The sequence below is a fragment of the Spongiibacter taiwanensis genome (assembly GCF_023702635.1).
GTDB lineage: Bacteria > Pseudomonadota > Gammaproteobacteria > Pseudomonadales > Spongiibacteraceae > Spongiibacter > Spongiibacter taiwanensis.
This window is the reverse complement of record NZ_CP098455.1, coordinates 1,957,603-1,982,621: the sequence shown is the minus strand read 5'-3', so window position 1 is coordinate 1,982,621 and position 25,019 is coordinate 1,957,603. Positions and strand designations below refer to the sequence as shown.

Here is a 25,019-nt window from a genome sequence, read left to right as displayed (position 1 = left end):
CTTAAAGAAGGGCCTTTTTTTTCGCCAGTCTCTGGCTGCGCGACGCGACCGCGCTAGAAATGCAGGTTAAACAGGTCGATCACACCGATGGCAATCAGATACGCGGCGACAATGTAGTTAAGCAGCCGCGGCCGAATCAGAATGGCAACGCCAGCGGCAATTGACAGCAGCGGGATGAGGTCCAGTGTGATAGTCATAGTGTATTCCTTCGTTAGCCATCGTTGGCATTAGCCCGTTATTGAGTTTGGAGCTGAAAATCCCAGACTGGTTCAGTGGCGCTCAGTCGTCTGGAAAGCCGGTCAGTGGGAAGAGGTGGCGATAGGGGCGACCTTCGTCAATCACGCGGGCGACCGCGTTGCGGCTGAACAGGCGATCCCGGTAGCCGTGCAGGAACTTCAATTTGGACGGAATAGGGTGGGCCCAGTTTGCGTAAAACAGAAACGGCGCTGCTGCGCAGTCCGCCAGGGAAAACTTCGCTCCCGCGGCCCAGGGTCGGGTGGCCAGCGCCCGGTCGAGCCATTGGTAGCTTTGCTCCAGCTGAAAGCTGGCTTCTTCCTCGGCCAGGGGGTCCCGCAATGCCTCATCGCGCAGCGCGTTGTAGACCAGCCGTTGTTGCGGGGTGGCAACATAGTTATCGAAGAAACGATCCATAAATCGTACCTCCAGGCAATCGGGTCCCGCGGGTAGCAGGCGCGGGCCTGACTCAAACTGTTCGTCGAGGTACTCAATAATGCAACTGGCCTCGGCAATTTGCTTTTCACCATCGACCAACAGCGGAAAGCGCTTGATCGGCCAGCGCTTGGCAAACTCAGCGAGATTTTTTGGCTCTTCCTTCGTCAGTAAACGCAGTGAAAAGGGAATGTCCTTTTCGTACAGCGCAATAATGACTTTTTGGCTGTAAGAAGAAAAAGGGTGGGCAAATAGTTCCAGTCGCATTCAGTTCTCCATGGCAAGTGACAGCGCTTCCCGGTCGACCGAAGGGCTGCGGCCAAGTATACCGACTAATGGGGTTTATTAGAGCCTGTTCACACTAATTGGCTGGCTGTCAGTCCTTGGCGGGGCGTTGCTAGCAATGCCTCAGGTTGCGGAATTAGCGGGAAAATTGCGCGTCCAGAAAGGCAAACGGGTGGAGGGCGGCGGACGATCATGGAAAAAGGGCGGCCAATGCTGGCCGCCAAGTTCCAGGGTGAGTCTTACAACGATCAGGCCGGCTTGTTGTTGAGGTTGGCGGCATGGGCCGCCGTTTCCCGGCGGATCGTGCTGGCAGCCAGCATCAGGAACACAATGCCGAGCACGGCGGCGGTGGGAATAACGGTAAGCATGGCGTAGCGCAGGCCGTCGTTACCCATAGTGGGCGCCAGCATGTCGCTGATAAAGCCAATGCTCACTGGCCCCAGCCCCAGGCCGATCAGGTTAAGGATCAGGTAAACCACCGCCGACGACATGGCCCGCATGCGGTTGGGCACCAGATTGTGGGTGACCGCAATAATGGGCGGCAGGTAGGTGGTCAGAAATACCCCGGGGATGATGTAGAGCAGCAGCCCGGCGGTGGCATTGCTGACCAGAAAAATGCCAATCAGCAGGGGTAGGTATACGGCGATGGAAATGGCCGTCAGCCACAGGTACCAGCGTTCGTCACGGCGCCCCAGGCGGTCGGAAAAATAGCCTACCAGCCAGGTTCCCAGACCGCCGCCGACCCCGAGAATCAGGGCAAACCAGGTTCCGACGGTGGCGGTGCTCAGGCCGTGAATGCGGATAAAAAATGACGGTAACCAGTTGAGCAGACCATAGCCGGCAAAGGCGATAAATGCGGCCGCAACCGCCATGTAGCGGAAGGTGTGCAGCTGCCACAGGGTGGCGAACACCTTCATCAGCGAGGGCTGGTCGGCATCGGCCTGGCTTGCGCCGGCGTCGGTTGCACTTGGCTCATCGGTGCGGCCCCGACGGGGTTCATGGAGAAATACCCGGATGATAATGGCCAGCAGCACACCCGGAATACCCACCGCCAGAAAGGCGATGCGCCAGCCGAAGAATTCGTTCAGCCAACCACCGGCGAGAAAGCCCAGCAAAATTCCGATATTGACCCCCACCGTGTAAATGCCGATGGCAGTGGCGCGTTCGTAGCGGGAGAAAATATCCGACAGCATGGAGTGGGATGGCGGGCTGCAACCGGCTTCACCCACGCCGACACCGATGCGCACCAGCAGCAGTTGTACATAGCTGGACACCATGCCGCTGATGGCGGTGAAAAAGCTCCACACGCCAACGGCCAGTGAGATGATATTGCGGCGATTGCCCCGGTCGGCCCAGCGCGCAATTGGCAGGCCCATCACCACATAAAAGACCGCAAAGGCGAAGCCGGTCAGCAGGCCGAGCTGGGTGTCTGAAAGGGACAGCTCTGCTTTGATCGGCTCCTGCAAAATGGCCAGAATCTGCCGGTCAATAAAGTTAAACACATAGGCCGTCATCAGCAGCCCCAGGGCCAGGTAGCGGGTGCGAGGCTGATCGTAGGGGTCCCGGTTGGGGCTGTTGCCAGGGGGATTCGGTGTCATGGTTATTCTCACTCAAGCGGTGGGGCCCTAGCCCCGGGTCAGGCGGTCGGCAGCGTCCAGAAAGCGTTGCACCAGACCGGGTTCGGCGTAGTAGGCATCTTCACCCCGCTGGCGGGAGTACTCGTAGAGCACGGCCAGTTTCCAGTTGATGAACACACGGTACCAGCGCAGGCCAGTGATATCCCGGCCGCTTTGCTCAGCATAGCGCTGGGCCAACGCGGAGGGGCTGGCAAAGCCGGGTTCGAGCACGGCGGTGGCCAAATCCTGGGTGGGGGTGCGGGGCGCGCCTTGCTCGGGGTAACAGTTGAGGAAGTAGGCCAGGTCCATCAGCGGGTCACCCAGGGTGGCCAGCTCCCAATCGAGTACCGCCAGTAGTGTTGCCGGGCCCTGGGCGGCCCACATTACGTTGCCGATGCGGAAGTCGTTGTGAATGATGGTGGCGCCGCTTTCGCCGGGAATGTCAGCGGCCAGCCACTGGTCCAGCTCAGCAAAGGCAGTGGGCACTTTACCTTGATCATCGGTGATCAGGCTGCGAATGCGGCGGTAATGGCGGGCATTAAAGCCTTCCGGCTTGCCGAAGTCGGCCAGGCCACAGGCCCGCCAGTCGACCCGGTGCAGGGCGGCCAGGGTATCGATCAGTGTTTCGCCCATTGCCTGATGAATGTCGGGGGACGACAGGGCCGGAGGGGTACGCTCGGTGATCACTTCACCCGGTACAAAGTCCATCACATAAAAGGGCACGTCGAGCACTTCCAGCGCGCTGTCCACTGCCAGCACCCGGGCCACGGGCACGCCGCTGCCTGCCAGTGCCTGTAGTAGCCGCGCCTCGCGTAGCACATCGTGGGCGCCAGGCGGCAGGGGCGGTGGCGGCGGCCGCCGCACCACGACCTGGCGTTTGCCATCGCTGACCAGATAGGTCAGGTTGGAGTGGCCATCGCCAATGGGCTTGGTGGTAATCGGGCCGTGCAGCACATCGCGGGTTTCAAGGAAGTCCCGCAAACGGCCCAGGGTGGTGTCAGTCCAGGTCCAGCTCATGTCATTACTTCCCGCTCAGGCCCTTTTTATTCTGGGCAGATAAATATTCAACGTAGGACTTGGGCCAGTGGGTTTCAAATTGGCCCGCCGCGTCATGGCCGTCGATCTGCGCATTGCAGGCAGCCTCCATGATCATGGTGTCCATTTTGTCGTTGGTGGGCAGACGCACCAGGCCGAAGCGCTGCATTTCCAGGCGGGTGGTATTGCCGCTGGTGTCGAGAATGTCGGCCTGCAGGCGCTGCTGGCCCATATCGTCGTCGTACTCGGCGTGGTGCTCGATCCGGTCGATGGGGGTCATCACACCGTCTTTGACCACGTAGCCGGCAAAGCCCATTTCGCCCTTGGCAATGTAGATCCAGCCGTTCACCACATGACTGCCGTCGGGGGTGTAGGCAATCAGCCATTTCCAGTGGTGGGGAACGCCCCACTGGCGACTGCCCCAGGAGTGATCCCGGTGGCCAATGCGATCCCACTCAATCCGGCGGCCGTCAAACTCGAGAAAACCTTTTACCCGGCCGGTCTGTTCAAAGCGGTTGAGGGCAAACCACTTGGGCAGGCCCTGGGGGTTTTGATGAAAGCTGAAGGCCTCGTGGATGGCGGTGAATTCGTACTCCAGCTTGACCCGCTCGCTTTCGTAGCGAAGCACAGCGGTTTTGCGCACTTCCGGTTGGGTGAGGGTGAGGCCGTTCAGACTGAAGTTGTCGAAATCCATGTCATCGCCCACTTCGCCGTGACCAAATTCGAGCACGTGGGGCTTTTCGTCTTCGCCCCACACAATCACGTTAAAGCCAGCCTGGCCCGTGCCTGCCAGATACAGGTAGGCCTGAAAGCCCAGCTTTTCATCGGGCATGATCATTTCCCAGAACAGGGAGTCGCGCATTTTGCCGCCGGGGGCGGGACGGTGGCGCAGGTCGTCCTCGGGCTGGTAGTTGGCGGTGGGGGCGCCCTCGGCAAGGCGGATGGCGTATTCTTGATTGCTTGACATAGTGACTCCGTTACATGGTGAGTGGCAGCGCGCTTCAGTATTGAATGGCGGCGCGTCCGACCCGTTCTTTGGCAATAATCTGCTTCATGATCCCGGCGGTACCATCGCCGATTTCCAGTCCCATCACATCGCGCAGGCGCTGCTGATGGGGCAGGTCTTTGCTCCAGCCATAGTGGCCGAAGGTCAGCAGGCATTGGTGTATGGTTTCCACCGCCTTGCGGGGGCCCATCCATTTGCACATGGCCGCCTCGGCGGTATGGGGCAAATCGGCATCGCGCAGGGCGAGGGTGTGATAGCAAAGCTGGCGTATGGCCGCGGTGGTGGACTCGGCTTCTGCCAGCGGAAAACTGACTCCCTGAAACTGGGCAATGGGGCGACCAAAGGCTTCGCGCTCTTTGCTGTAGGCCCAGGCTTCGTCCAGCGAGGCTTGGGCGGCGCCGCAGCACTGCAGGCCGATCAGGGCGCGGCTGTAGTCAAAGCCCTGCATCACCTGGGTGAAGCCCTGGCCCTCGTCACCGAGGCGGTAGCGGGCCGGAATTCTCACGTCATCATAGAAAATTGAGCCCCGGCCGATGACGGTGCTGCCGAGGTCGTCGTAGCGGCCCCGGCTGATTCCGGGCAGGTCGTGGGGGACAAAAAAGGCGCTAACGCCATTGGCGCGCTCGCCGTGATCGGTGCGGGCGAATACCACCGAGGCATCGCTGCAGTCGGCAAAGGTAATGGACGCTTTTTCGCCATTGAGCAGGTAGTCGTCACCGTCCCGCCGGGCCCGCATTTGCAGGGCGGCGGCATCGGACCCGCCCCGGGGCTCGGTCAGGCAGATGGCGACAATCGCCCGACCCGCCACCATTTCCGGCAGCCATTGGGCCTGAATGTCGGCGCTGGCGTGGCGAGAAATAATGGCGCCAAGCAGGGATACATTGACCGGCAGTGCTGACAGATTGAAGTCGCCGTAGGCCATCCGCTCGGCAATCAGCCCGGCGGTGACGGCATCCAGGCCAAGCCCACCGAGATTTTCTGGCAGGTCGCTGCCGAGAAAACCGAGGCTGCCCATTTGCTTAACCAGCTCGCGATCCAGCACGCCGAGCTGCTCCCGACGCTGGTAATTGGGCGCCAGCACGTCGGTGGCGAAATCGCTGACCGCGTTGGCAATCTGTTGCTGATCGGTAGTAAGGATCATTGCTTAAAAACTCTGCTCGGGGCGGCTGGCGTACTGCTTGCGCAATTCCAGCTTGCTGATTTTGCCGGTGGGTGTCAGCGGCATGGCATCAATAAAGAGGATTTCCTCCGGCAGCCACCACTTGGCCACGTGCTGGGTCATGTGCTCGCGGAGGGTATCGGCATCCAGGGCCGAATCGCGGTTTTTCAGGGTGCACAACAACATGGGCCGCTCTTGCCAGCGGGGGTGGGGCACCGCGATTGCGGCGGCCAGCTCGATATCGGGATGGCTGATGGCGGCGGCTTCCAGCTGGGGTGAGCTGATCCACTCGCCGCCGGACTTGATCACATCCTTGGCCCGGTCGACGATCTGCATGGTGCTGTCGGGATAGATCACCGCAATATCGCCGGTATCCAGCCACTCCCGGGTTTGCTCTTCGCTCTCGCCGATGTAGCGGCCAAGGACGGTGGGGCCGCGAACCTGCAATACACCGGCGGCGACACCGTCGTGGGGCAGGGGCTGGCCGTCTTCATCGACAATGCGCAGGTCGGCGTGCAGCCCGACCCGGCCCTGGCGACCGATGGTAATCGCCCGGCGCTGGTCATCGCTGTGCTGACTTGCGCCGGGCGGCAGCGTGGCCCGGGTGGCGCCGGGGCTTTCGGTCATGCCCCAGGTCGTGCGAACCTGAATGCCCCGGGACGCCAGCTCGTCGAACAGGCGCTCGGGAATGGCGGTGCCAGCGACCAGCGCGGTATCCAGTGCAGGCAGGGTAATGCCACGGCGATCCACTTCTTTCATCAGATCGTTCCACACGGTGGGTACGGCACCGGCGATGGTGACCTGCTCCTGCTCCATCAGCTCGACGATGCCTTTGGGGGTGAAATCCCGACCGGGCAAGACCAGCTTGTGGCCATTCATGGGGGCAGAGAAGGGCATCATCCAGCCGTTGGCATGGAAGATGGGGGCCACCGGCATGGCGCAGACGAGCTCGCCATTGCGGGCGTTGCCATACATGTCGGCCATGGTCATGTTCATGGCGGTCAGGGTGAGGCTGCGATGGCTGTAGGCAACCCCTTTGGGGCGGCCGGTGGTGCCCGAGGTAAAGCACACTGTGGCGGCGTCGTTTTCGTCAAAGCTGGGCCAGGCCAACTGGTCGTCAAACCCTGCCTTGAACGCGCTCAGTGCCACCGCGTTGGGCAACGTAGTGGCGGGCATGGCCTCGCCCTCATCCAGGTAGATCCACTGGCTGATATGGTCGCTGCTGGCGGCGATGGCCTCGGCCAGCGGCTGAGTATTGGCATCGTAGAAGCACACCCGGTCTTCCATCAGCGCAATCATGTAATTGAGATCATCCACCGTCAGCCGGGGATTGAGGGTATGCAGCGGCGCGCCAATACCCAGCACCGCATAGAACACTTCCAGGTGGTTGTTGGTGTTCCAGGTCAGCGAGGCGAAGCGGGTTTCGCTGCTGAAGGGTTTGTCCAGCAGGGCGTTGGCCAGGGTTTTGGCCCGGCTGCGAATTTGCTGCCAATTGCTGTGTTCGATGCTGCCGTCGATGCGGCGGGCGACCACGGCGGTCTGGCCGTGGTGATTTGCTGCATAGTCGATGAGCCGTGACAGCAGCAAAGGCACATCCATCATTGATCCTTGCATTGGGCTTATCTCTCAGCGCGTTAGCAATTGCGGTAATTGGGGGAACGTTTTGTGCGGAAGGCATCAACGGCCTCCCGGTGATCGGCGGTGCCAATCAATAAATTCTGTTGCCGGTCTTCAATGGCGACGGCGGATTCCAGGCTGGGAGCATCGATCAGCGCGTTCAGCGCGTCTTTGGTCAGACGCAAGCCCAGCGGCGATGCCTGTAACATTTCATTGGCCAGGTTCAGGCCGGTGTCGAGCAGTGCCTCCAGCGGGACAACATCGGAGACCAGACCCATGTTCAGCGCCTGTTCGGCCTTGATAAAGCGGCCGGTCAGCAGATACAGCGACGCATTGGACAGGCCAATCAGGCGGGGCAGGAAATAGCCCGAGCCCATGTCGGTGCCACTCAGGCCGACCTTGAGGTAGGCGGCATTCATTTTGGTGTTGTCGGCGGCAATACGCACATCGGCGGCCAGGGCCAGGGAGAAACCACCGCCGCAGACCGGGCCGTGACACAGGGCAATAATGACCTGGGGACAGCTGCGCATTAAGCGGATCAGGCTGGAGGCCTGGCGCTGGGTTTCGTACTGGGCCACTTCCCGGCCTTCGCCAGCGGCGAAGGCGCTTGAGTCGAGGTCGGCACCGGCGCAAAAGGCGCGGCCCTCTCCGCGAAGTATCACCACGCGGCAGGTGTAGTCTTCCTGCAGGCCGGCAAAGTAATTCGATAAGTCAGTGAACAGCGCCTTGTTCAGCGCGTTGAGGTTTTCGGGGCGGTTCAGACTGACAATGTCAATATTGTCTCTGCGCTCGACCTGTAATTGGGAAAAGGTGTGGGCCATGGGGAAAAGCTCCTGGCGAGGTGAGCCGGTCCCGATGCCGCTCGCGGCATCGGGGGGCGGTTTTAGGTCAGGTGATTAGTAAGACCAGGACACGGTCGCGCCAAAGGTTCTTGGCAGGCCGTAGATGTTGATGACCTGGCCAGGCAACGCGAGGATGGTGCTGCGGTACTCTTCGTCAAAGACGTTGTTGGCCCACAGGGCGAAACGCCAGTTGTCTTTGTTGATGGTCGCGCGCAGGTTGGTCAGGCCGTAGCCGTCTTCTTTGGTGAACGGCGCAGTGCTGCCGTATTTGGCATTGGCTTCGCCGGGCTCGTGGTAGAACTTGCTCATGTAGGAGTAGTCACCGCGCAGCACCAACTCCATGCCACCACCAATTTCAAACAGGTACTCGGCGCCCAGGTTGAAGGAGTGCTCGGGTGCGCGAACCATGCGAGTGCCTGAGTAGTCGACGGCATCGCTGGCAACGTAGTCTTTGTACTCGGCATCGGTGTAGGCGTAGGCCAGACTCAGGGTCAGGGCGTAGGTGGGGCGGTACATCAGGTCCGCTTCCAGACCGCGAATCTCACTTTCACCAGCGTTATCGATCAGCGAAGGTGTGCTGCCGTTGGGCAGTTGCACCACGCGGGATACCTGAATGTCGGTGTAATCAAACTGGTAGATGGCGCCGTTGAAGGTCAGCGAGTTGTCCAGCCACTGGGATTTGAAACCCAGCTCAAGGGCAACCAGCTCTTCCGGATCAAATACCTGGCCGGCCTGTTCTGCTGTCAGCGGGGTGTACTGATAACCGCCGGACTTGAAGCCCTGGCTGTAGCTGGCGTAGACGCTGGCATCGTCGCTCAGTACATAATTGAACACGATTTTCGGGTCGGTAGAGGTGAACTCGCTGGTCGGATTCACGGTGGTGAAATCGGCGCTCACCAGGGGCGAGCTGTCGTTGGTTTCACCGTACATCACCGATTCTTTTTCGTCCTTGGTGTAGCGCAGACCCAGGGTCATATCCAGTTTTTCGGTCAGCATGATGGTGGCCTGGCCGAAGTAAGCGGTGCTCTTGGTTTTGAAGTCACCGCCGGTGAGGTCGCGTTGACCACCGGGCACGGTGGGGTCGTAAATCACCGAATCCTCACCGTAGAGGAAGGTGTCGGTGTGGGTGCTTTCGTCGTTGAAGTAGTACAGACCGACGATCCAATCGACTTTGCCGTCAAAGGACAGGTTGCCGTCCGGGTTGGACACAAAGCGCAGCTCCTGACTGGTTTGCTCTGATTCTTCGTCGGAGATCTGACGGATCACATCCAGATCGGTGTTATCAAAATCCCGGTCGTCGCTGTAGGTCATTTCCCGGTACGTCGAGATCGATACCAGGGTGCCTGCATCAAAATCGTATTCCACCCGGGCGTTGAAGGAATCAATATCCCGGCTGTAATCGGTATCCGAGCTGTAGTACTGCTTGTAGGGGTTGCTCGACTTGGTTGGTGTGCCGGTGCCCAGCAGTATGCCGTTGGGGTTGGTGGTGGAGCCGATGCTTTCGCCCTGGAAGGAGTCGCCGGTGTCCCGGGCGAATTCCCCAATCAGGTCAACGCGCAGTCTGTCAGAGGGCTTGAATTGCAGACGTCCGCGACCACCGGTGTTGTCCAGGCCCTGGGGGTTTTCGCCACTGTTCAGGTTGGTCATGTAACCTTCCCGGTAGCTGTCCCACAGCGAAATCCGGCCCAGCACGGTGTTGTCTTCATTCAGGGGGCCCGACACGGCGCCGTAGACATTGCGGCTGCTGTAATTGCCGATGCCGGCTTCCGCTTCCGCTTCAAATTCTTCAGTGGGGGCCTTGGTAACCACGTTGACAACCCCGCCGATGACGTTGCGGCCGTACAGGGTGCCCTGGGGACCTTTCAGTACTTCGATCCGTTGGACATCTTTCAGTGTGCCCAACACGCCACCGGTGCGGCCCAGGTAGGCTTCGTCGACAAACACACCGATGGAGGATTCTGAGCCGGGGTCAAATTGGCGAGTACCAATCCCGCGGATATAGAGCTGAGGGCGGCTGGTGCCGAACCCGCCTGCATAAAAGCCGGGGACTTTGGGGGCAACGGCACTGACATCAACAATGCCGCCATCGCGAATTGCCCGCTCGTCAAAGGCGGAGATACTGGCAGGAATATCCTGAATGCTTTGGCTGCGTCGTTCAGCCGTCACCACAACCTCTTCTATTGCGGTGCTTTTCTGGGTTTGTGCAATTAGTGGGGCAGTGGCTGGGACGGTTAGAAATACGATGCCTAGCTTCTGTAGTGCGTTTTTCATACTCAAGGCCCTTCGGGTTTTATTTTCACAAGTTATCGAGGGAGTTAAGCGATGGGCTCAGTTGTTGGTACTGAAGCGCCCCGGAAAGAACACGTATGCTGGTAAGAGATAACACATGGCCACCGATGCGGCCTTCTCTGTGAGCATTCCCTGTTATTTTCTCTGCTGAGAACTCACTCGTGCTGAGCATACTAACGGCGCGTTCTGTGGAGAGTCAACTAATTTGTTTGGCGCAAACAAGTTTAAATGTGTCTGAAACAAGTCGTTGTCAGATTGTTTTCTTATAAGCGCAGAGGTGTTGTTCATTGCGCCATTCAAGCAGCCTTATGGCAACGGTGTGCGCTATTAAGATATTGTTTTTAAATAAAAAATGCTTTTTTGGCAGCAGAGAGAGATGAGTTGTTTGGTAACACTCCGGCATGAGAAGTGCGTAGTATCTACGCAAAAAGAGGCGGGAATTGGCTAAAAATATATTTGCTCAAAACAAATAAGTTTCTTGTTTAGGCAATTATTGCTTTCTATAATTGCATCGGACTTCAGGGCTGCCGGTGCGACAAAGTGCGCCGCTGCCACGACTGACAGGAAGTGCCGCTATAATAAGCCGTTAATTTGATGAGCCCAGAACCATGTGCCCCACTGACAATGCCCCCCGACTGACCCAGGCGGAACGGGTCGCGATATCCGATAAGAAAATGCTGCAGGCTGCTACCGAGCTGCTGTTGGAATTTGGGACCGAAAAGATCACCTTAAAGGAAGTCGGAGAGCGGGCTGGCTATAGTCGCGGCCTGGCCAGTGCGCGTTTTGGCTGCAAGGAAGAGCTCTACATTCGCATTATGGATGCCCACCGGGAGCTGTGGTTTTCCACCTTGATCCGCCACACCGAAGGTATGACCGGGCTCGACGCCATCGTGCACCGGGTCGATGCAATTGAGGCCATTATTGTAGAGAACCCGGAGAACGTGAAGGTGATGTATACCCTGTGGTTCGATGCCCTGGGTCACCCTTCGGTGCTGCGCAACGAGTTACTGCGCTACAACACCGAGTCCCGCAACAGCCTGACCCGCATTTTGCTGCAGGGGATCGCCGAGGGGGAGTTTTCGCCAGAGCTGGATATTCAGCAATTTGTCACCGATTTCTACAGCCGGGTTTACGGCATGATTTATCAGTGGCTGGTCACTCCCGAGCTGGTGGATGTCAGTAAATCCATGTCGACGCTGAAAGGGTTCTGTCGCAGCAGCCTGGCCAAGCCTGCGTCAGCTTAGGTCGCAAACCACTGGGCGGCCAGTGGCACGACCACGGCAGTAAACGCGCCGGTCAAGCACAGTGCAAGACTGGAAAAGGCCCCGGCAACAGGGCTGCGTTCAAAGGCCCGGGAGGTGCCAATGGCGTGGGCAGCCAGGCCCAGGCAAAAGCCCCAGATCCGATCATCCTCTACCCCCAGTTTTTTGAATAACCACTCCACTGTCACGATGGCCACCACCCCGGTCAGAATGACCGATGCCACGGCGACGGTAATCAGCCCGCCGATGCCCTCGGTCACTGCGATCGCGATGGGGGTGGTGACCGATTTGGTGGTCAGCGACAGCAAAGTCTGCTGATTGGCACCAAACAGCCAGGCCAGGGCCAATGCTGACAGGCAGGCAAAGCTGCCGCCGATAACGGTGGTCAGCAGCAGCGGACCGGCGATGTCGCGCAGCAGGTGCAGCTGCCGATACAGGGGAATAGCCAGCGCCACGGTGGCGGGGCCAAGCAGGAATAACAGCCAGTTCACGTCCTGATAGAACGCGGTGATATCCCGGTCCAGTAGCACCAGGGCCAGGGCGATCAGCGCGGCGCCGCTGGCGGTAGGGTGAAGCAGGGCGAAGCGGCCGCTGCGTAGATACAGTTTCAGCGACACCACATAGGCGCCCAGCGCCAGGGTCAGCGCAAACAGCGGACTGTTGAGCAACTCAGTCATGCTTCTCTTGCCGGCGCTTGCTGAGCCATCCCAGTATCAGGGCGCTGAATACCAGCGTGGCCAGGGTGCCCAGCGAGATAGCCGCGATGAATCCCGGCCACTGGTCGGCAAACTGATCGCCGAGAAAAAACATGCCCGCCGCCGGGACCATCAATAACAGAGGCAGCAGGTCGATCAGGCGCTGGCTGCCGGTTTCGAGGTCTTTGGGCACCTCACCACGAATGCAGAGGTAGCCGAACAGCAGAAACATGCCGATTACCGGGCCGGGTAGGGGCAGGTCGAGCAGACGTTGCAGCACCTCGCCCAGCAGCTGGAAGGCGAGCAGGGTAAAAAAGCCTGCCAGCATCAGCGCTTGACCCAGGGCAGGGCGGCGATGATCGCGGCGCCGGCCAGGACGACAAAACAAATCAGCGACCAGTTGGGCATACTCAGCCCGAACAGGGTCCATACCACTTCAGCGCAATTGCCGTCACCCATCATCAGGGTGCGGAAGGCTTCGCCAAAGGGCAGGTTGGCGAACATGTATTCCAGGCTGGGGCCGCAGGCGGGCACCTGGTCAGCGGGCAGAGACTGCAACCAGACCTGTCTGCCGGCGACGGCAGCGCCGCCAGCGCAAAACAGTGCGACCAAGCCCGAGGCAAGGTAGCGGCCCTTGCGGCCGGGGTTGATCAGCGCTGCCGCCAGGCCAGTCAGCCCGGCCAGCACATAGAAGCCGCGCTGGGTCATACACAGCGGGCAGGGATTCAAACCATCGAAGTATTCGGTGTAGAGCGCATAACTCAACAGGGCTGCACAGGCGGCAGCAACAAGGGCATAAATCCAGCGGGCGGTCAGCGGCATGATGGTCCTGCTTGGCAATCAATGGGTAATGAGGCGGTTATTGTACGGGCAAGTCGCCGAGCCTGTCGTTAACGCTAAGGCGATTCTGTCAGAGCCTCAAAGCCGTCGCAAAGTTCCTCGATCAGTTGCGGGTACATCTCCAGAAAGCGGGCTTCAATGGTTGGCATCTGCCGGGCCAGGGTGGGCCCGCAGTTGGCCAGCGGGTTGGCCCGAACAATGCGCTGGCCGATGCGCTTGAGCATGGCTTCAATGCGTTGCCAGTCCGACATGCCGCTGAGCACATCGTAGTCCGCCAGAATTTGCATCTGGCGGCTGGCGGCCCGGGGAAAGTCAGCGGCGTGATCGAGTACCTGGCGATAAGTGCGTTGATTGAAGGCGGGCAGGGGGTCGGGGTGAAGTCGCGGCCACTGGGTGCTCAAACAGTGGTCGAAGCACAAATCCAGCATGATGCCGCCGTAGCGCCGATATTCCTTCGGCAAGTCTTCCAGGCACTGGCGGGTGAGGGGGTGAGTATCGGTGAGGGCGTCGATGCGCCGGTGCAGGCGAATACCCACTTCCCAGGGGTGGGGGTGAGCGCCGCGCAGGGGGCCTTTGACAAAATCACCCAGCAAACCGCCAATCAGCAGCCCCTGATCGTCAAAGCCGCTGCGGCGGGCAACCGCATCGGCCAGATGAAAGTGGGCCAGATAGTTCACAGTTGCTGGTACTGGGCGTAAAACCGCGCCAGGTAGTCCTCGAAGGTTTCAGTGGAGGCCGCTTCGGCCTCGGCCAAATCGGCCAGCGACTGCTCGCGCATCGCCTTAAAGCGCTGTACTTCGTCCTCGCTCAAGCCCTGGCCCCGGAAGGCCTCAGCGTGTGCAAGGGAATACCCCATGGCCAGCTCGTGAAAGCTCAGCCCCTCAGCTTCCAGTTTGGCAACGATCTGGGCGGAGGGGGTTAAGGCCGGATTCTCAACCTTGGCGCGTTGGGCCTGCCAGCTGGCCATATAACGCTCGCTTTGGTGGGCGCGATCGAGCAGGGCGGCGGTTTCGCGAATTCCGCCGAGCAGATCTTCCGCCCAATCCTTCAATCGCCGAGGGGTGCCCCGATCCATCAGCGTCAATCCGGGCTGGCGGCCGTCGTCGACTACCGCCAGCATATTGTCGATGGTGGCGGCATTGACGCTGTCGTCGCAGAGCGGGCTGGTGTCACAGAAACAGAACAGCAGGAAGGCGTCGAGAAAGCGGATCTGCTCGGCATTAATGCCCACCGGCAGCATGGGATTCACGTCCAGGCAGCGCACTTCAATGTATTCCACGCCGCCGCGCTGCAGCGCGCCCAGGGGGATTTCGCCGCTGGCGGTGACCCGCTTGGGACGAATCGGGCTGTAAAACTCGTTTTCGATCTGCAGCAGGCCACTGGAGAGTTGCTGGTCGGCGGCAATGCCTTCATAGCCAGGGTAACTGGTCACAATCGCCTTGCGCAGGGTGTTGATGTAGTTGTCCAGGCGGTTGTAACAGATGTTGAGCCCCTTCTGGGCATCGCTCTGATAGCCAAGGTTGCCCATGCGCAGGGAGGTGGCCTCGGGCTTGTAGAGGGTGAATTCACCGAGTTGCTGCAGGCTGTGTTGGCGGCCGTTCAGAAAACAGCGCGATACCGCTGGCGCCGCGCCAAACAGATACACCAGCAGCCAGGCGTAGCGGCGGAAGTTGCGGATCAGGCCAAAATAGCCCTCGGTGACAAACTCAGTGTAGGTGCGGTTGCCGCCTTCTTTCGCATACAGGGCTTCGAGCAGGGCTGGGGGCAGGGAGAAGTTGTAGTGAATCCCCGCGATGGTTTGCATTTTGCGACCGTAGCGATGGCCCAGGCCAAGCCGGTAGCGGGTTTTCATCTGGGCGGGATTGCTGCTGCCGTATTGGGCAACCGGAATATTGTCGTCGCTCTCCCCCAGAATGCAGGGCATGCTGGCGTTCCACAGAAACTCCTCGCCAAGCTCGCGGTAGGCAAAGCGGTGTATGGCGTCGAGTTCGGCCAGCGTGTCGTCGATGGAGTGGCTGACTGGCGTGATGAACTCCAGTAGGGCTTCCGAAAAGTCGGTAGTGATCGACGGGTGGGTCATGGCGGCGCCAAATGCCGCTGGGTGAGGGGTGTGGGCCAGTTTGCCGCCCCCATTCGCTCTCAGGCTTTCTTTCTCGATGCCCCGCCGAATGTCGGTGAGCATGGACAGGTTGTCGGCCTCGGCCAAAAAGGCCAGCCGGGACATTCGCGGTGTTGCCAAAATTCTGTCCTCAATGGAGCAGCGAAAGGCCGCTAAGTGTAATTCCGTGCCAGAGCTTGAACAAGCGCCATAGAGAGACGCCTGGGGGCTCAGGTCATTACGGTGGGGGCGAAAAACTTTTTTTGTAGGGGATGTGAACTTTCCTGGAGCGGCAGCGCTCTAAGTTTCCGAAGTCTCCTACTCTAGGTAAGTTTTTAGGGCGCCCATTGGGCGCCCATTTTTTTGCCTGTCAGTTGACCCCAGTCAGCGGCACCAACGCAGCAGGCGATTATTGGCAGGCATGGCAACATCGTCGGCCAGGGTCAGGCCAATCGACTGGGCGAGATCGTTCACCGCCTCAATATCCCGAATCCCTTGCTGGGGGTGCGTCTGGCGCAAATGCGCATCAAAGCGGGCATTACTTTCCGAGGTGAACTGGCCGCCGTAATTGAAGGGGCCGTAGATCACCAGGGTGCCAGGCCGCTGCAGGGTCTGGTCGATGCCGCGAAACAGCGCTTCGACCATGGCCCAGCTCATGATGTGGCAGGTGTTGGCGGTGTAAATGCCGTCAAAACGCTGAGCCGGCCACTCCCGGGTGACATCCAGCGCAATGGGGGCGGGGAGATTGCTTAATCGGGCCTCAGTCCGCCAGGCGTTAATGCCGGGCAGATTAAAATGCTGATCGCTGCATTGCCACTGCAGCTGCGGCATCGCCGCGGCAAAGTGCACAGCGTGCTGGCCGGTGCCGCTGCCCACCTCCAGCACGTGCTGGGTGCTGTCGAACCATCCGCTGAGCCTTTCCAGAATCGGCCCTTTGTTGTTTTCGCAGGCTTGGGAAAAAGGTTTGTCCATGAGGGTCCTACCGCAAAGTGGACCGACAGGGTAACCGGGCGGCCGGGGCGCCGCCAAGTTGGGTGGGGCGGGGCACACCCGCCCGGTGGGTTCAGAAGTAGCCGAGGATACCGATGGCAAGACCGGAGAATTCTGTCTGCCCCTTGTCGATATACTGCATGTATTCGATATTTAGCTGCACCCGGGTGCTGGGTAAATTCATGTCTATGCCGACACCGTAAGAGATATCTTTTTCTTTGGCGGTCGCTGAGCCGTTGCCGGAAGCTCGTAATGTTCCTTCTGTACGGCCCAGCATCAGGTAAGGATAGAAATAGTCGCCCAGCTGATATCCCGTTCTCAGGTAGGCGCCGACCATCTTGTCCACCTCGAAATCGGCGTAGTAGAGATCATCATCGACGGTGAAGAACACGCGCTCGTCCTGAGTACCTTCGCCGTAACGCAGTTCGAGTGAAAACATTTCGTTCACCACAAATCCCAGTCGACCGTAGGCCATAGGCAGGTCGATATCCAGGCCCTCGTCCGAGACCTCCGTTTCGGCATAGTTTGCACCCAGGTAAATATAGGGCAATTTTTCGGCGTGGGCGGTGGTGGCGAGGGTGGCACAAAACAGCAGGGGCAGGAGGTGTCCTTTCATCAGCGAGTCATCCGTGTTGAGGTTGTTGAAAAATTCGAACGGACTTTAACGGCGGGGCTTTAGGGCTAGAATAGGTGGAAATGCCTACCGCGGGCCTTGATGGGGAAAAGTGTGATGCAGTACTGGTTGATGAAGTCCGAGCCCGACACCTTTGGTATCGACGACTTAAAAAGCAGGGGGCGGGAGCATTGGGATGGCGTGCGCAATTATCAGGCGCGCAACTTCATGCGCGACCAGATGCGCAAGGGCGATAAGATTTTTTTCTATCATTCGGCCTGCAGTGAGCCAGGTATTGCCGGCATTGCCTCGGTGGTGAAAGAAGCCTATCCGGATCACACCGCCCAGAATCCAGAGTCCAAGTACTACGACCCCAAAGCCAGCGCCGACGACCCCCGCTGGTATATGGTTGACGTGAAATTCGAGAAAAAGCTCAAGCGATTGATCCCCCTCGGCGAGCTAAAGCGGAACCCGGCCCTGGAAGGCATGACCCTGCTGAAAAAGGGCAATCGACTGTCGATTATGCCGGTGGAGGAGGCCCACTGGCAGGCGATTCTGGCGATGGTTTAATGATAAGCGGAATGCCTGACGTCTAACCCAGAGGCAGTCCAGGGACCGGGCTGAAGGTTTGACGGGTGCCCATCGAATCTTTCGCGTCGCCCCGGCCGCCGAGCCGGGGACGCAAAAGTTTGATAAAGCTTGGCTCGCCTGAATACTTACCTGCGTCCTGCGTCCTGCGTCCTGCGTCCTGCGTCCTGCGTCCTGCGTCCTGCGTCCTGCGTCCTGCGTCCTGCGTCCTGCGTCCTGCGTCCTGCGTCCTGCGCTCAGAACACCTCCAGGGGATCCACATCCACCGACCAACGCAGATCGGCCTTGCGGCGCTGCCTTTCTCCCTGGGCGATGGCCAAATCCAGGGCCTGGTGGAGTCGCTGGCGTTGGCTGCTTTGAAAAATGATGCTGGCGCGATAGCGGCCTGCCCGGCGGGCCATTGCGGCGGGGAGGGGGCCGATCACATCACAGCCGGGGACGGCGCCGTTGGCGTGGTGACTGACCTGCTGGAGAAACTGCATGGCCTGGTCGAGTTGGCGGGCATCGCAGCGCATTACTGCCATATAGCCGCAGGGCGGCAGATTGAGGAGTTTTCGCTCGCCGAGCAATGCCTGGGCGAATTCGGAATAGCCCCGCTGGACGAGGTCGAGCAGCACCGGGTGTTCGGGACAGTGGGTCTGAATCAAAACGGTGCCGGGTTTGTCGCCCCGGCCCGCGCGCCCGGCGACCTGCAGCAGTAATTGGCCGCAGCGCTCGGCGGCGCGAAAATCCGGGCTGAACAGGCCGCCGTCAATGTCGACCACGGCAACCAGGGTGACGTCGGGAAAATGATGCCCCTTGGCCAGCATTTGGGTGCCCACCAATATTCCCGGCGCTCCCTGTTGAATATCGGTCAGCAGGTTGGTCATGCTGCCTTTATTGGAGGTGGTATCCCGATCGATGCGGATTACCGGTGCCTCGGGGAAGTGCTGTTGGAGTGCCAGCTCCAGTCGCTCGGTGCCGGGACCGTCGTAGATCAACGATGTATTGCCGCATTGGGGGCAGTGGGTGGGCAGTGCCTTGCGGGCATCGCAATGGTGACAGCGCAGTTCCCGGCGGCGAAAGTGAACGGTCATGCGAGCATCGCAGGCATCGCAGTCGGCCATCCAACCGCAACTGTGGCACTGCAGCAGCGGGGCGAAGCCGCGGCGGTTCAAAAACACCAGGCTTTGATTGCCCTGGCGGAGATTGTCGCTGAGTTGATCGATGACCAGTGGGCTCAAACCCTGTTCCAGGGTTTGCTGGCGAATATCCAGCAAACGCAAGGTCGGCGCCTGAGCTTGCCCCGCGCGGTTGACCAACTTCAAATGTTGATAGCGCCCAGCCTGGGTGTTGTAGAGGCTGTCGAGGCTGGGTGTGGCGCTGGCTAGCAGCACCGGGCATTGCCAGTCAGCTGCGCGCTTTACGGCAATGTCCCTGGCGGAGTAATGCCAGCCGTCTTGTTGTTTATAGGAGGGGTCGTGCTCCTCGTCCACAATAATGACGCCGAGTCGGGCGAAGTCGCTGAGCACTGCCGAGCGGGTGCCCAACACAATCTGACGCTCGCCGGTGCGAATCGCTTGCCAGTTGTTCAGCCGCTCACTGTCGCTGAGGCCGGAGTGCAGTGCACTTACCTGACCTGGAAAGCGGCGTTCAAAACGCGCCAGCGTTTGGGGTGTCAGGCCAATTTCGGGAATCAGAACGAGGGCTTGGTCGCCGCGCTGAAGGCACTCGGCAATGACTTGCAGGTAGACCTCGGTCTTGCCGCTGCCGGTAACCCCTTCCAGCAAAAATCGATTGAAGGCGCCAAGGCCGCCAACCACGGCCTGCACGGCGCAGTGCTGTTCCTCATTGAGGGTCAAAGGGCGGTCGGCGGTGGGCGGTGGGGGCGGTATGGGTGTGCAGGCCTGCAAATATTTGCCCCGGATAAGCTTGTTGAGAATATCGCCGGTGTAGCCCATGGCTTTAATTTGGCGCTTGCTTAGTTGGCCGTGCTCTGTCACTGCTGCGAGTAGCGCTTGCTGCTGGTGGGCCCGTTTGGACAGCGGTGGCAAGTCAGCGATTTCAGGGTTGAGCTGCCAGGCGGTGAGGGTTGCCGCCTTGGGCGTTTCGGCCCGGCGCAGCAGCACGGGCAGCATTTGCTGGAGGCACTCCCCCAGCGGATGGTGATAGTAGCGGGCGGACCACTGGGCCAGGTCGAGTAGATCCTTGCCGATGGCAGGCTGGTCATCATCGAGGCGCTGGACCACCGCTTTGAGTTTGCTGGCATCGACGTCGCTGTGGCGGCGGATCGCGGTGACCAGGCCAACGACCCGGCGGTTTCCGAAGGGCACCAGTACCCGCTCTCCCGGCCGGGGCGCCGGCCAGCTCTCGGGCCAGAGGTAGTCAAATTGCTTGCGCAGGGGACTGGGGTTGGCGACGGTGACCAGTTTTTGCATTTTCTAGGCGCCAGCGGGGCAAGATCAGTTCGGGGTGCCAGTGTATAGGACTTGCCGGGGGAAAAGAAAAGCGCGCTGGGCGGGTGCTCGATGGCCCAATTCGCCTGTGCCCAGGGGTGGCGGGCGATATCGCGGCTGAGCGCTTGCTTCTGGGTCGCATTCTGTTAATATTCGCCGCCTAATTTTTGATCACGTCTACCCGGCGCGGTGCCCGACAATACAGATCGGGTTAGCGGCGCCCCAAGAGGAATGACCCATGCAAGCCGATATCCATCCGAAGTATGAAGCAATCAGCGTGACCTGTAGCTGTGGTAACAGCTTCCAGACTCGCTCCACCCTGGCTGAAGACCTGCACGTTGATGTGTGCTCAGCTTGCCACCCTTTCTACACTGGCAAGCAGAAAATGCTGGATACCGGTGGTCGCGTGGATCGCTTCCGCAAGCGTTTCGGTAGCCGCGGCGTTAAATCTTAACAGTGTATCTTGTAGAGTGGCGCGATTGGGTCACTCTGATACACCGAATGCCCGGCCAGATTCTGCCGGGCATTTTTGTTTGTCTAGTCTGTTTCTGGGTTGGCATTGGCCACACCGCCGATTGTCCTCCCCAAACTACCCTTTCACCTGCGCGGGTAGTGTCCATCACGGACGGCGATACCCTCCGGTTGGGCGATGGTCGACGTCTCAGATTGCTGGCGATTAATGCGCCGGAGCTGGGGCGAGAGGGGCGCTCCGACGACCCCTTTGCTGTCACAGCCAAGCAAACTCTGGCAGCTAAGATCACAAATCAGCGGGTGTTTTTGCACGACCATGGCGAGGATCGCTACGGTCGGCGTCTGGTATCAGTATTTCAGCGCGCTGATGGCGGCCACTTGGGGGCCGAGATGTTGGCCGCTGGTATGGCCTGGTATATTGCCGTGCCACCGCAGGTTTCACCTTATCGGGCGTGTTTGCGGCGGATAGAAGCGATGGCTGCAGCGCAGAAGATCGGCGTATGGTCGCAGCCGGCGCTGCGATCGACGGCGCTGACGATGCGCGATCAGGGGTTTCAGCGCGTAACCGGGCGCCTGCTGCGTATTGACCGCAGCCGCAGCGCGATGTGGTTGGAGATGGAGGGCGATTTGGTACTGCGGTTGGCAAACGCAGATCGGCCCCATTTCTCGCAGGACCTCGATACCTTGGTGGGGCGTCAGCTTGAAGTGCGGGGCTGGCTGATGTCACGGAGACCGCCCCGGCCGGAAATGGCGCGCTTTAAAATGGATTTGCGTCATCCGGATATGCTGAACTGTTTGGATTGCCCATAACAGATTGGCAATGTGAAAACAGTGGTAGAAAAGTGGTGTTTGAGGCGCTGCCCTGGCGGGTGGCAGGTTGGCCTCAACGGTAAGAATTGGGCTCGTCGGCTGTGCGCCGGGGAGCGACTGACTGGGAATTGAGCATGTCCAAAGATGTAAAACAAGCGGCTCTGGATTATCACGCCCTGCCCACACCGGGCAAAATCGGTATCACGCTGACAAAACCAGCCGAGACCCAACGCGATTTGTCATTGGCCTACAGCCCCGGCGTTGCCGAACCCGTACGGGAAATTGCCCGTGATCCGGTCAATGTTTACAAGTACACCAGCAAGGGCAACCTGGTTGCGGTAATTTCTAACGGCACTGCCATTCTTGGCCTGGGTGATCTTGGCCCCATGGCCAGCAAGCCGGTAATGGAAGGCAAGGCGTTGCTGTTCAAACGTTTTGCTGACATAGACTCGATTGATATCGAAGTGGATGCCGAAGACAGTCAGGCGTTTATCGATACCGTTAAGCGGATTTCGTGCACCTTCGGCGGTATTAATCTGGAAGACATCAAAGCGCCCGAGTGCTTCGAAATTGAGCGGCTGCTGATCGAGCAATGCAATATCCCGGTTTTTCATGATGACCAGCACGGCACTGCTATCGTGACTGCGGCCGGTATGCTCAATGCCCTGGAAATTCAGGGTAAAGACATTGCCTCGGCCAGGATTGTTTGCCTGGGTGCCGGTTCGGCGGCTATCGCCTGTATGCGTCTGTTAGTCGCGCTGGGCGCGCAGTACCAGAATATTTATATGATCGACCGTCGCGGTGTGATTTACCCCGGACGGGAAGGATTGAACAAGTACAAGAAAGAGTTCGAGAACGACACCGACGCTCGCACCCTGAGCGACGCCATCAAAGATGCTGACGTGTTTGTGGGGCTCTCTGGCGCAAACCTGCTCAGCGAAGACATGCTTCGCTCAATGGCGCCCAAACCCATCGTGTTTGCCTGCTCGAATCCCGACCCCGAGATTCAGCCTGAACTGGCACTGTCGGTGCGGGATGACCTGATTATGGCCACGGGCCGGTCTGATTACCCCAATCAGGTGAACAATGTGCTGGGCTTCCCCTTCATCTTCCGTGGCGCGCTGGATGTTCGTTCGACCGCAATCAATGAAGAGATGAAAGTGGCTGCGGTACATGCCATTCGTGAGCTGGCCAAGGAGCCCGTGCCCCAGGTGGTGATTGATGCCTGTGGTGTTGAGGGCTTGAGCTTTGGCCCGGAATACATCATTCCCAAGCCGGTGGATCGCCGTTTGCTGGGTGTGGTGTCGGCCGCCGTTGCCCAGGCGGCGGTTGATAGTGGTGTGGCGCAGCTGCCGTACCCGGCCCACTACCCCCTGAAGTAACTCTCCCGGCCGCCCTGGTTTAGCGGAGCGGCCTCCCTTCTTTTTTCCGCCCGGCTTGTGAGCTCGGTGCGGCTGACCCACAATCCCCAGACAGCGATCGTATGTCGGCGTGGGATAATAATGATGACTAAGCGTGTATTTGTTACCGGTGGTGCATCCGGTCTGGGGTTGGCGCTGGCGCGCTGTTTTGCCCGAGGGGGCTATCGTGTCTGCATTGGCGATATTCAGTCTGCTCGTGGGCAGTCGTCGTTGGCGGAATTGGCGACCCTGGTGACACCCGATTGTGATCCCCATTACCTACATTGCGACGTGACGGATGACGCTTCAATTGCTGAAGCGGCAGCGTGGTTGTTGGCGAATTGGGGCGGTGTGGACGTGGTGGTTAACAATGCCGGTGTTGCTGCCGCGGGCAGTATAGAGGGCCTGTCCGTTCAGGATTGGCACTGGCTGCTGAATATCAATCTGCTCGGGGTGGTCAGGGGGTGTCAGGTTTTTGCGCCCCTGCTACAAACGCAGGGGGGCGGTCACATCGTCAATGTTGCATCGCTGGCGGGGCTGGTCCATCCGCCGAGTATGTCAGCTTACTGCGCCTCCAAGGCCGCAGTGGTTGCTCTGTCGGAGTCCCTTGGTTACGAGCTGGCGCCGGTAGGGGTATCGGTGTCGGTGGTTTGCCCATCGTTTTTCCGCACCAACCTGGCCGAGTCGGTGAGAGCCTCCGATGAAAGCGCCCGCTTGATGACCGAAAAATTGGTGAACCGAGCAAAGCACAGCGCCGATGAGGTGGCGGCGGTTATTTACAAGGGTATCCAACGGCGAGACCCGCTGATTATTCCCCAGGCCGAGGCCCGGGCAATCTTCCGTCTGAAACGGTGGCTTCCCGGCGGCCTGTATCGGCGTTTGATGCTCAGCCGAACGGCGGGCATGGCGGCTCGCCGGGGCTAAACGCCGCGCTGCTACAGGGTAGCCAGTAGTCCGTTAACTCCCATTACCAGCAGCGCCAGTGTGCCAACAAGAAATACACTGAAGCGCACCATCACCACATTGGATGTGCATTGAATAATGCTGTGCACAATGCGGCTGGCAACATAGAACCAGGCGAGGTAAAGGTTCAGGCCCTGATCCAGGCCGGCGACCGCCATGGCAACTGCCATCGCGTAGAACAGTGTTGGCTGCTCCATCAAATGATTGTAGTTGTCGGCTTTGAACTGCACCCGCCGGTCCAACTGGGTGGCAAGTTCCGCAGTGCGCTCGCCAGCCGTGGGCCCGAGACGTGCTTTCTTTATGGCGGGTAGCCGAGCCGAAGCCATCCAGAACAAAACGACGATACTCCACAGCACCAGAATAAACACCGGCGTGAGCATGGGGGAAATGGGATTCATGTTTGCCTCCATCGTATTGTTATGCTTGAGTGCAGCGTAAAAGATAGCAGTCCCGCAACTCAAAACAACAACGAGGGTGTTATGCATTTGTCGCGACCGAATATATTAATCACGGGAGCCAGCTCGGGTTTGGGCGAGGGTATGGCCCGGCACTTTGCCGCAAAGGGTCATCATCTCGCATTGTGCGCGCGCCGGATTGAGCAGCTAGAATCCTTGAAGGCCTCCCTTTGCGCGGCGCATCCCGATATTACGGTGGTGGTGCATGCCTTGGATGTCTGCGATCACCAGCAGGTGTTCTCGGTGTTTGAACGAAGCCGGGAGCAGCTCGGTGGCCTCGACCGGGTGGTTGTGAACGCTGGAATGGGCAAGGGCGCGTCGCTGGGCATCGGGCATGAAGCGGCTAATCGTAAAACAGCGGAAACCAACTTTCTCGCGGCGATAACCCAATGCGAGGCAGCAATGGCGATTTTCCGTCAGCAGGGACGCGGGCATTTGGTCACCATCTCGTCCATGAGTGCGCTGCGCGGGTTTCCCGGCTCGGGCAGCGTTTATGCCGCGACCAAAGCCGGCTTGCGAACCCTGTCTGAAGGCTTGCGCGCCGATGTTTACGGCACGGATATCCGGGTCAGCTGCATCTTACCCGGGTTCATCCTCACACCTATCAATGAAGACCTCAGACGGGCACCCTTTCGAGTTGGTCTGGAGGAAGGTGTGGCAGCGATGGTCAGGGCCATCGATACAGAGAAAGGGGAGGCCTGGGTGCCCGCCTGGCCTTGGCGACCAGTGGGCTGGGTGATGAAATGGTTGCCGCTGCGGGTGTTGGCCAAAATGCGCTAGGGGCAAGGCGAGATGTGCCTGAGGTCTATCATAGGATCAGCGCAGGGACCGGGCTGAAGGTTTGATGGGTGCTCATCGAATCGTTCGCTATGAAACGCTCT

25 protein-coding genes are annotated in these 25,019 nt (G+C 59.5%); 7 read left to right on the top strand and 18 right to left on the bottom strand.

Annotated elements, in window-relative coordinates; translation table 11 throughout:
• Window positions 1-53: 53 nt before the first annotated feature.
• The 9 genes from NCG89_RS09135 to NCG89_RS09095 all read right to left on the bottom strand — a co-directional run bounded on the left by NCG89_RS09135 (window position 54) and on the right by NCG89_RS09095 (window position 10,395).
• Window positions 54-197, bottom strand: coding sequence for a DUF3096 domain-containing protein (locus NCG89_RS09135; RefSeq protein WP_251086220.1), 144 nt, complete (start codon window positions 195-197; stop codon window positions 54-56).
• Window positions 198-279: 82 nt separating this feature from the next.
• On the bottom strand, window positions 280-936 hold the full coding sequence (locus NCG89_RS09130; protein ID WP_251086219.1) for a glutathione S-transferase family protein: 657 nt from the start codon (window positions 934-936) through the stop codon (window positions 280-282).
• A 266-nt stretch (window positions 937-1,202) separates the two neighbouring features.
• A complete protein-coding gene (locus tag NCG89_RS09125) occupies window positions 1,203-2,552 on the bottom strand; it encodes a spinster family MFS transporter (RefSeq protein WP_251086218.1) in 1,350 nt (449 codons plus the stop codon).
• A 27-nt stretch (window positions 2,553-2,579) separates the two neighbouring features.
• On the bottom strand, window positions 2,580-3,587 hold the full coding sequence (locus NCG89_RS09120; RefSeq protein WP_251086217.1) for a phosphotransferase family protein: 1,008 nt from the start codon (window positions 3,585-3,587) through the stop codon (window positions 2,580-2,582).
• A gap of 4 nt (window positions 3,588-3,591) precedes the next feature.
• Window positions 3,592-4,572: a DUF7064 domain-containing protein gene (locus NCG89_RS09115; RefSeq protein ID WP_251086216.1), complete on the bottom strand. Its 981-nt coding sequence runs from the start codon at window positions 4,570-4,572 to the stop codon at window positions 3,592-3,594.
• 34 nt (window positions 4,573-4,606) lie between these two features.
• Entirely contained in the window at window positions 4,607-5,752 is a 1,146-nt protein-coding gene (locus tag NCG89_RS09110) for an acyl-CoA dehydrogenase family protein (protein ID WP_251086215.1), read from the bottom strand.
• A 3-nt stretch (window positions 5,753-5,755) separates the two neighbouring features.
• Window positions 5,756-7,384, bottom strand: coding sequence for an AMP-binding protein (locus NCG89_RS09105; RefSeq protein WP_251086214.1), 1,629 nt, complete (start codon window positions 7,382-7,384; stop codon window positions 5,756-5,758).
• A gap of 20 nt (window positions 7,385-7,404) precedes the next feature.
• Window positions 7,405-8,208, bottom strand: a complete 804-nt coding sequence (locus NCG89_RS09100; RefSeq protein WP_251086213.1) for an enoyl-CoA hydratase/isomerase family protein — start codon at window positions 8,206-8,208, stop codon at window positions 7,405-7,407.
• 75 nt (window positions 8,209-8,283) lie between these two features.
• Window positions 8,284-10,395 (bottom strand): TonB-dependent receptor, encoded by a 2,112-nt coding sequence (locus NCG89_RS09095; RefSeq protein ID WP_251086212.1) that lies wholly within the window; start codon window positions 10,393-10,395, stop codon window positions 8,284-8,286.
• A 731-nt stretch (window positions 10,396-11,126) separates the two neighbouring features.
• Between NCG89_RS09095 and NCG89_RS09090 the strand changes: the two genes are divergently transcribed.
• Window positions 11,127-11,762 carry a TetR/AcrR family transcriptional regulator gene (locus tag NCG89_RS09090; protein ID WP_251086211.1) on the top strand — a complete coding sequence of 212 codons (636 nt, stop codon included), beginning with the start codon at window positions 11,127-11,129 and terminating at the stop codon, window positions 11,760-11,762.
• Here NCG89_RS09090 and NCG89_RS09085 read toward each other — a convergent pair.
• The 7 genes from NCG89_RS09085 to NCG89_RS09055 form a co-directional block, all read right to left on the bottom strand.
• Complete coding sequence (locus tag NCG89_RS09085) at window positions 11,759-12,457, bottom strand: LrgB family protein (RefSeq protein WP_251086210.1); 699 nt, start codon at window positions 12,455-12,457, stop codon at window positions 11,759-11,761. The genes NCG89_RS09090 and NCG89_RS09085 overlap by 4 nt on opposite strands.
• On the bottom strand, window positions 12,450-12,803 hold the full coding sequence (locus tag NCG89_RS09080) for a CidA/LrgA family protein (RefSeq protein ID WP_251086209.1): 354 nt from the start codon (window positions 12,801-12,803) through the stop codon (window positions 12,450-12,452). The genes NCG89_RS09085 and NCG89_RS09080 overlap by 8 nt, the downstream gene beginning before the upstream one ends.
• A complete protein-coding gene (locus NCG89_RS09075) occupies window positions 12,803-13,297 on the bottom strand; it encodes a disulfide bond formation protein B (protein ID WP_251086208.1) in 495 nt (164 codons plus the stop codon). The genes NCG89_RS09080 and NCG89_RS09075 overlap by 1 nt, the downstream gene beginning before the upstream one ends.
• A gap of 74 nt (window positions 13,298-13,371) precedes the next feature.
• Window positions 13,372-13,992: an acyl carrier protein phosphodiesterase gene (locus NCG89_RS09070; protein WP_251086207.1), complete on the bottom strand. Its 621-nt coding sequence runs from the start codon at window positions 13,990-13,992 to the stop codon at window positions 13,372-13,374.
• Window positions 13,989-15,554 (bottom strand): glutamate--cysteine ligase, encoded by a 1,566-nt coding sequence (gene gshA, locus NCG89_RS09065; RefSeq protein ID WP_349631916.1) that lies wholly within the window; start codon window positions 15,552-15,554, stop codon window positions 13,989-13,991. Before gshA ends, NCG89_RS09070 begins: the two co-directional genes overlap by 4 nt.
• Before the next feature lie 243 nt (window positions 15,555-15,797).
• A complete protein-coding gene (locus NCG89_RS09060) occupies window positions 15,798-16,385 on the bottom strand; it encodes a DUF938 domain-containing protein (protein ID WP_251086206.1) in 588 nt (195 codons plus the stop codon).
• Between the two features lie 91 nt (window positions 16,386-16,476).
• A complete protein-coding gene (locus tag NCG89_RS09055) occupies window positions 16,477-17,019 on the bottom strand; it encodes an outer membrane beta-barrel protein (protein ID WP_251086205.1) in 543 nt (180 codons plus the stop codon).
• 114 nt (window positions 17,020-17,133) lie between these two features.
• On the opposite strand from NCG89_RS09055, the gene NCG89_RS09050 reads away from it, so the two are divergent.
• Window positions 17,134-17,586, top strand: coding sequence for an EVE domain-containing protein (locus NCG89_RS09050; protein ID WP_251086204.1), 453 nt, complete (start codon window positions 17,134-17,136; stop codon window positions 17,584-17,586).
• Window positions 17,587-17,840: 254 nt separating this feature from the next.
• Here the strand turns inward: NCG89_RS09050 and NCG89_RS09045 are convergent, their stop codons facing one another.
• Window positions 17,841-20,021, bottom strand: a complete 2,181-nt coding sequence (locus tag NCG89_RS09045) for a primosomal protein N' (RefSeq protein WP_251086203.1) — start codon at window positions 20,019-20,021, stop codon at window positions 17,841-17,843.
• A 256-nt stretch (window positions 20,022-20,277) separates the two neighbouring features.
• Here NCG89_RS09045 and rpmE point away from each other — a divergent pair, with 256 nt between their 5' ends.
• The 4 genes from rpmE (at window position 20,278) to NCG89_RS09025 (ending at window position 23,644) form a co-directional block, all read left to right on the top strand.
• On the top strand, window positions 20,278-20,493 hold the full coding sequence (rpmE, locus tag NCG89_RS09040) for a 50S ribosomal protein L31 (protein ID WP_251086202.1): 216 nt from the start codon (window positions 20,278-20,280) through the stop codon (window positions 20,491-20,493).
• A gap of 158 nt (window positions 20,494-20,651) precedes the next feature.
• Window positions 20,652-21,320 carry a thermonuclease family protein gene (locus NCG89_RS09035; protein WP_251086201.1) on the top strand — a complete coding sequence of 223 codons (669 nt, stop codon included), beginning with the start codon at window positions 20,652-20,654 and terminating at the stop codon, window positions 21,318-21,320.
• 134 nt (window positions 21,321-21,454) lie between these two features.
• Window positions 21,455-22,702, top strand: coding sequence for a malic enzyme-like NAD(P)-binding protein (locus NCG89_RS09030; RefSeq protein ID WP_251086200.1), 1,248 nt, complete (start codon window positions 21,455-21,457; stop codon window positions 22,700-22,702).
• A 120-nt stretch (window positions 22,703-22,822) separates the two neighbouring features.
• A complete protein-coding gene (locus NCG89_RS09025; RefSeq protein WP_251086199.1) occupies window positions 22,823-23,644 on the top strand; it encodes an SDR family oxidoreductase in 822 nt (273 codons plus the stop codon).
• A gap of 11 nt (window positions 23,645-23,655) precedes the next feature.
• On the opposite strand, the gene NCG89_RS09020 is transcribed toward NCG89_RS09025, so the two are convergent.
• Window positions 23,656-24,081: an MAPEG family protein gene (locus NCG89_RS09020; protein ID WP_251086198.1), complete on the bottom strand. Its 426-nt coding sequence runs from the start codon at window positions 24,079-24,081 to the stop codon at window positions 23,656-23,658.
• Between the two features lie 141 nt (window positions 24,082-24,222).
• Here NCG89_RS09020 and NCG89_RS09015 point away from each other — a divergent pair, with 141 nt between their 5' ends.
• On the top strand, window positions 24,223-24,918 hold the full coding sequence (locus NCG89_RS09015; protein WP_251086197.1) for an SDR family oxidoreductase: 696 nt from the start codon (window positions 24,223-24,225) through the stop codon (window positions 24,916-24,918).
• The last annotated feature ends 101 nt before the right edge of the window (window positions 24,919-25,019 follow it).

Coding starts and splice junctions, on each gene's coding strand:
- NCG89_RS09115 (WP_251086216.1), bottom strand. CDS start 4,572: ATGTCAAGCAATCAAGAATACGCCATCCGCCTTGCCGAGGGCGCCCCC.
- NCG89_RS09015 (WP_251086197.1), top strand. CDS start 24,223: ATGGCCCGGCACTTTGCCGCAAAGGGTCATCATCTCGCATTGTGCGCG.
- NCG89_RS09120 (WP_251086217.1), bottom strand. CDS start 3,587: ATGAGCTGGACCTGGACTGACACCACCCTGGGCCGTTTGCGGGACTTC.
- NCG89_RS09090 (WP_251086211.1), top strand. CDS start 11,127: ATGTGCCCCACTGACAATGCCCCCCGACTGACCCAGGCGGAACGGGTC.
- NCG89_RS09050 (WP_251086204.1), top strand. CDS start 17,134: ATGCAGTACTGGTTGATGAAGTCCGAGCCCGACACCTTTGGTATCGAC.
- NCG89_RS09130 (WP_251086219.1), bottom strand. CDS start 936: ATGCGACTGGAACTATTTGCCCACCCTTTTTCTTCTTACAGCCAAAAA.
- NCG89_RS09080 (WP_251086209.1), bottom strand. CDS start 12,803: ATGCTGGCAGGCTTTTTTACCCTGCTCGCCTTCCAGCTGCTGGGCGAG.
- rpmE (WP_251086202.1), top strand. CDS start 20,278: ATGCAAGCCGATATCCATCCGAAGTATGAAGCAATCAGCGTGACCTGT.
- NCG89_RS09125 (WP_251086218.1), bottom strand. CDS start 2,552: ATGACACCGAATCCCCCTGGCAACAGCCCCAACCGGGACCCCTACGAT.
- NCG89_RS09020 (WP_251086198.1), bottom strand. CDS start 24,081: ATGAATCCCATTTCCCCCATGCTCACGCCGGTGTTTATTCTGGTGCTG.
- NCG89_RS09060 (WP_251086206.1), bottom strand. CDS start 16,385: ATGGACAAACCTTTTTCCCAAGCCTGCGAAAACAACAAAGGGCCGATT.
- NCG89_RS09055 (WP_251086205.1), bottom strand. CDS start 17,019: ATGAAAGGACACCTCCTGCCCCTGCTGTTTTGTGCCACCCTCGCCACC.
- NCG89_RS09105 (WP_251086214.1), bottom strand. CDS start 7,384: ATGCAAGGATCAATGATGGATGTGCCTTTGCTGCTGTCACGGCTCATC.
- NCG89_RS09110 (WP_251086215.1), bottom strand. CDS start 5,752: ATGATCCTTACTACCGATCAGCAACAGATTGCCAACGCGGTCAGCGAT.
- NCG89_RS09085 (WP_251086210.1), bottom strand. CDS start 12,457: ATGACTGAGTTGCTCAACAGTCCGCTGTTTGCGCTGACCCTGGCGCTG.
- NCG89_RS09030 (WP_251086200.1), top strand. CDS start 21,455: ATGTCCAAAGATGTAAAACAAGCGGCTCTGGATTATCACGCCCTGCCC.
- NCG89_RS09135 (WP_251086220.1), bottom strand. CDS start 197: ATGACTATCACACTGGACCTCATCCCGCTGCTGTCAATTGCCGCTGGC.
- NCG89_RS09100 (WP_251086213.1), bottom strand. CDS start 8,208: ATGGCCCACACCTTTTCCCAATTACAGGTCGAGCGCAGAGACAATATT.
- NCG89_RS09075 (WP_251086208.1), bottom strand. CDS start 13,297: ATGCCGCTGACCGCCCGCTGGATTTATGCCCTTGTTGCTGCCGCCTGT.
- NCG89_RS09045 (WP_251086203.1), bottom strand. CDS start 20,021: ATGCAAAAACTGGTCACCGTCGCCAACCCCAGTCCCCTGCGCAAGCAA.
- NCG89_RS09025 (WP_251086199.1), top strand. CDS start 22,823: ATGATGACTAAGCGTGTATTTGTTACCGGTGGTGCATCCGGTCTGGGG.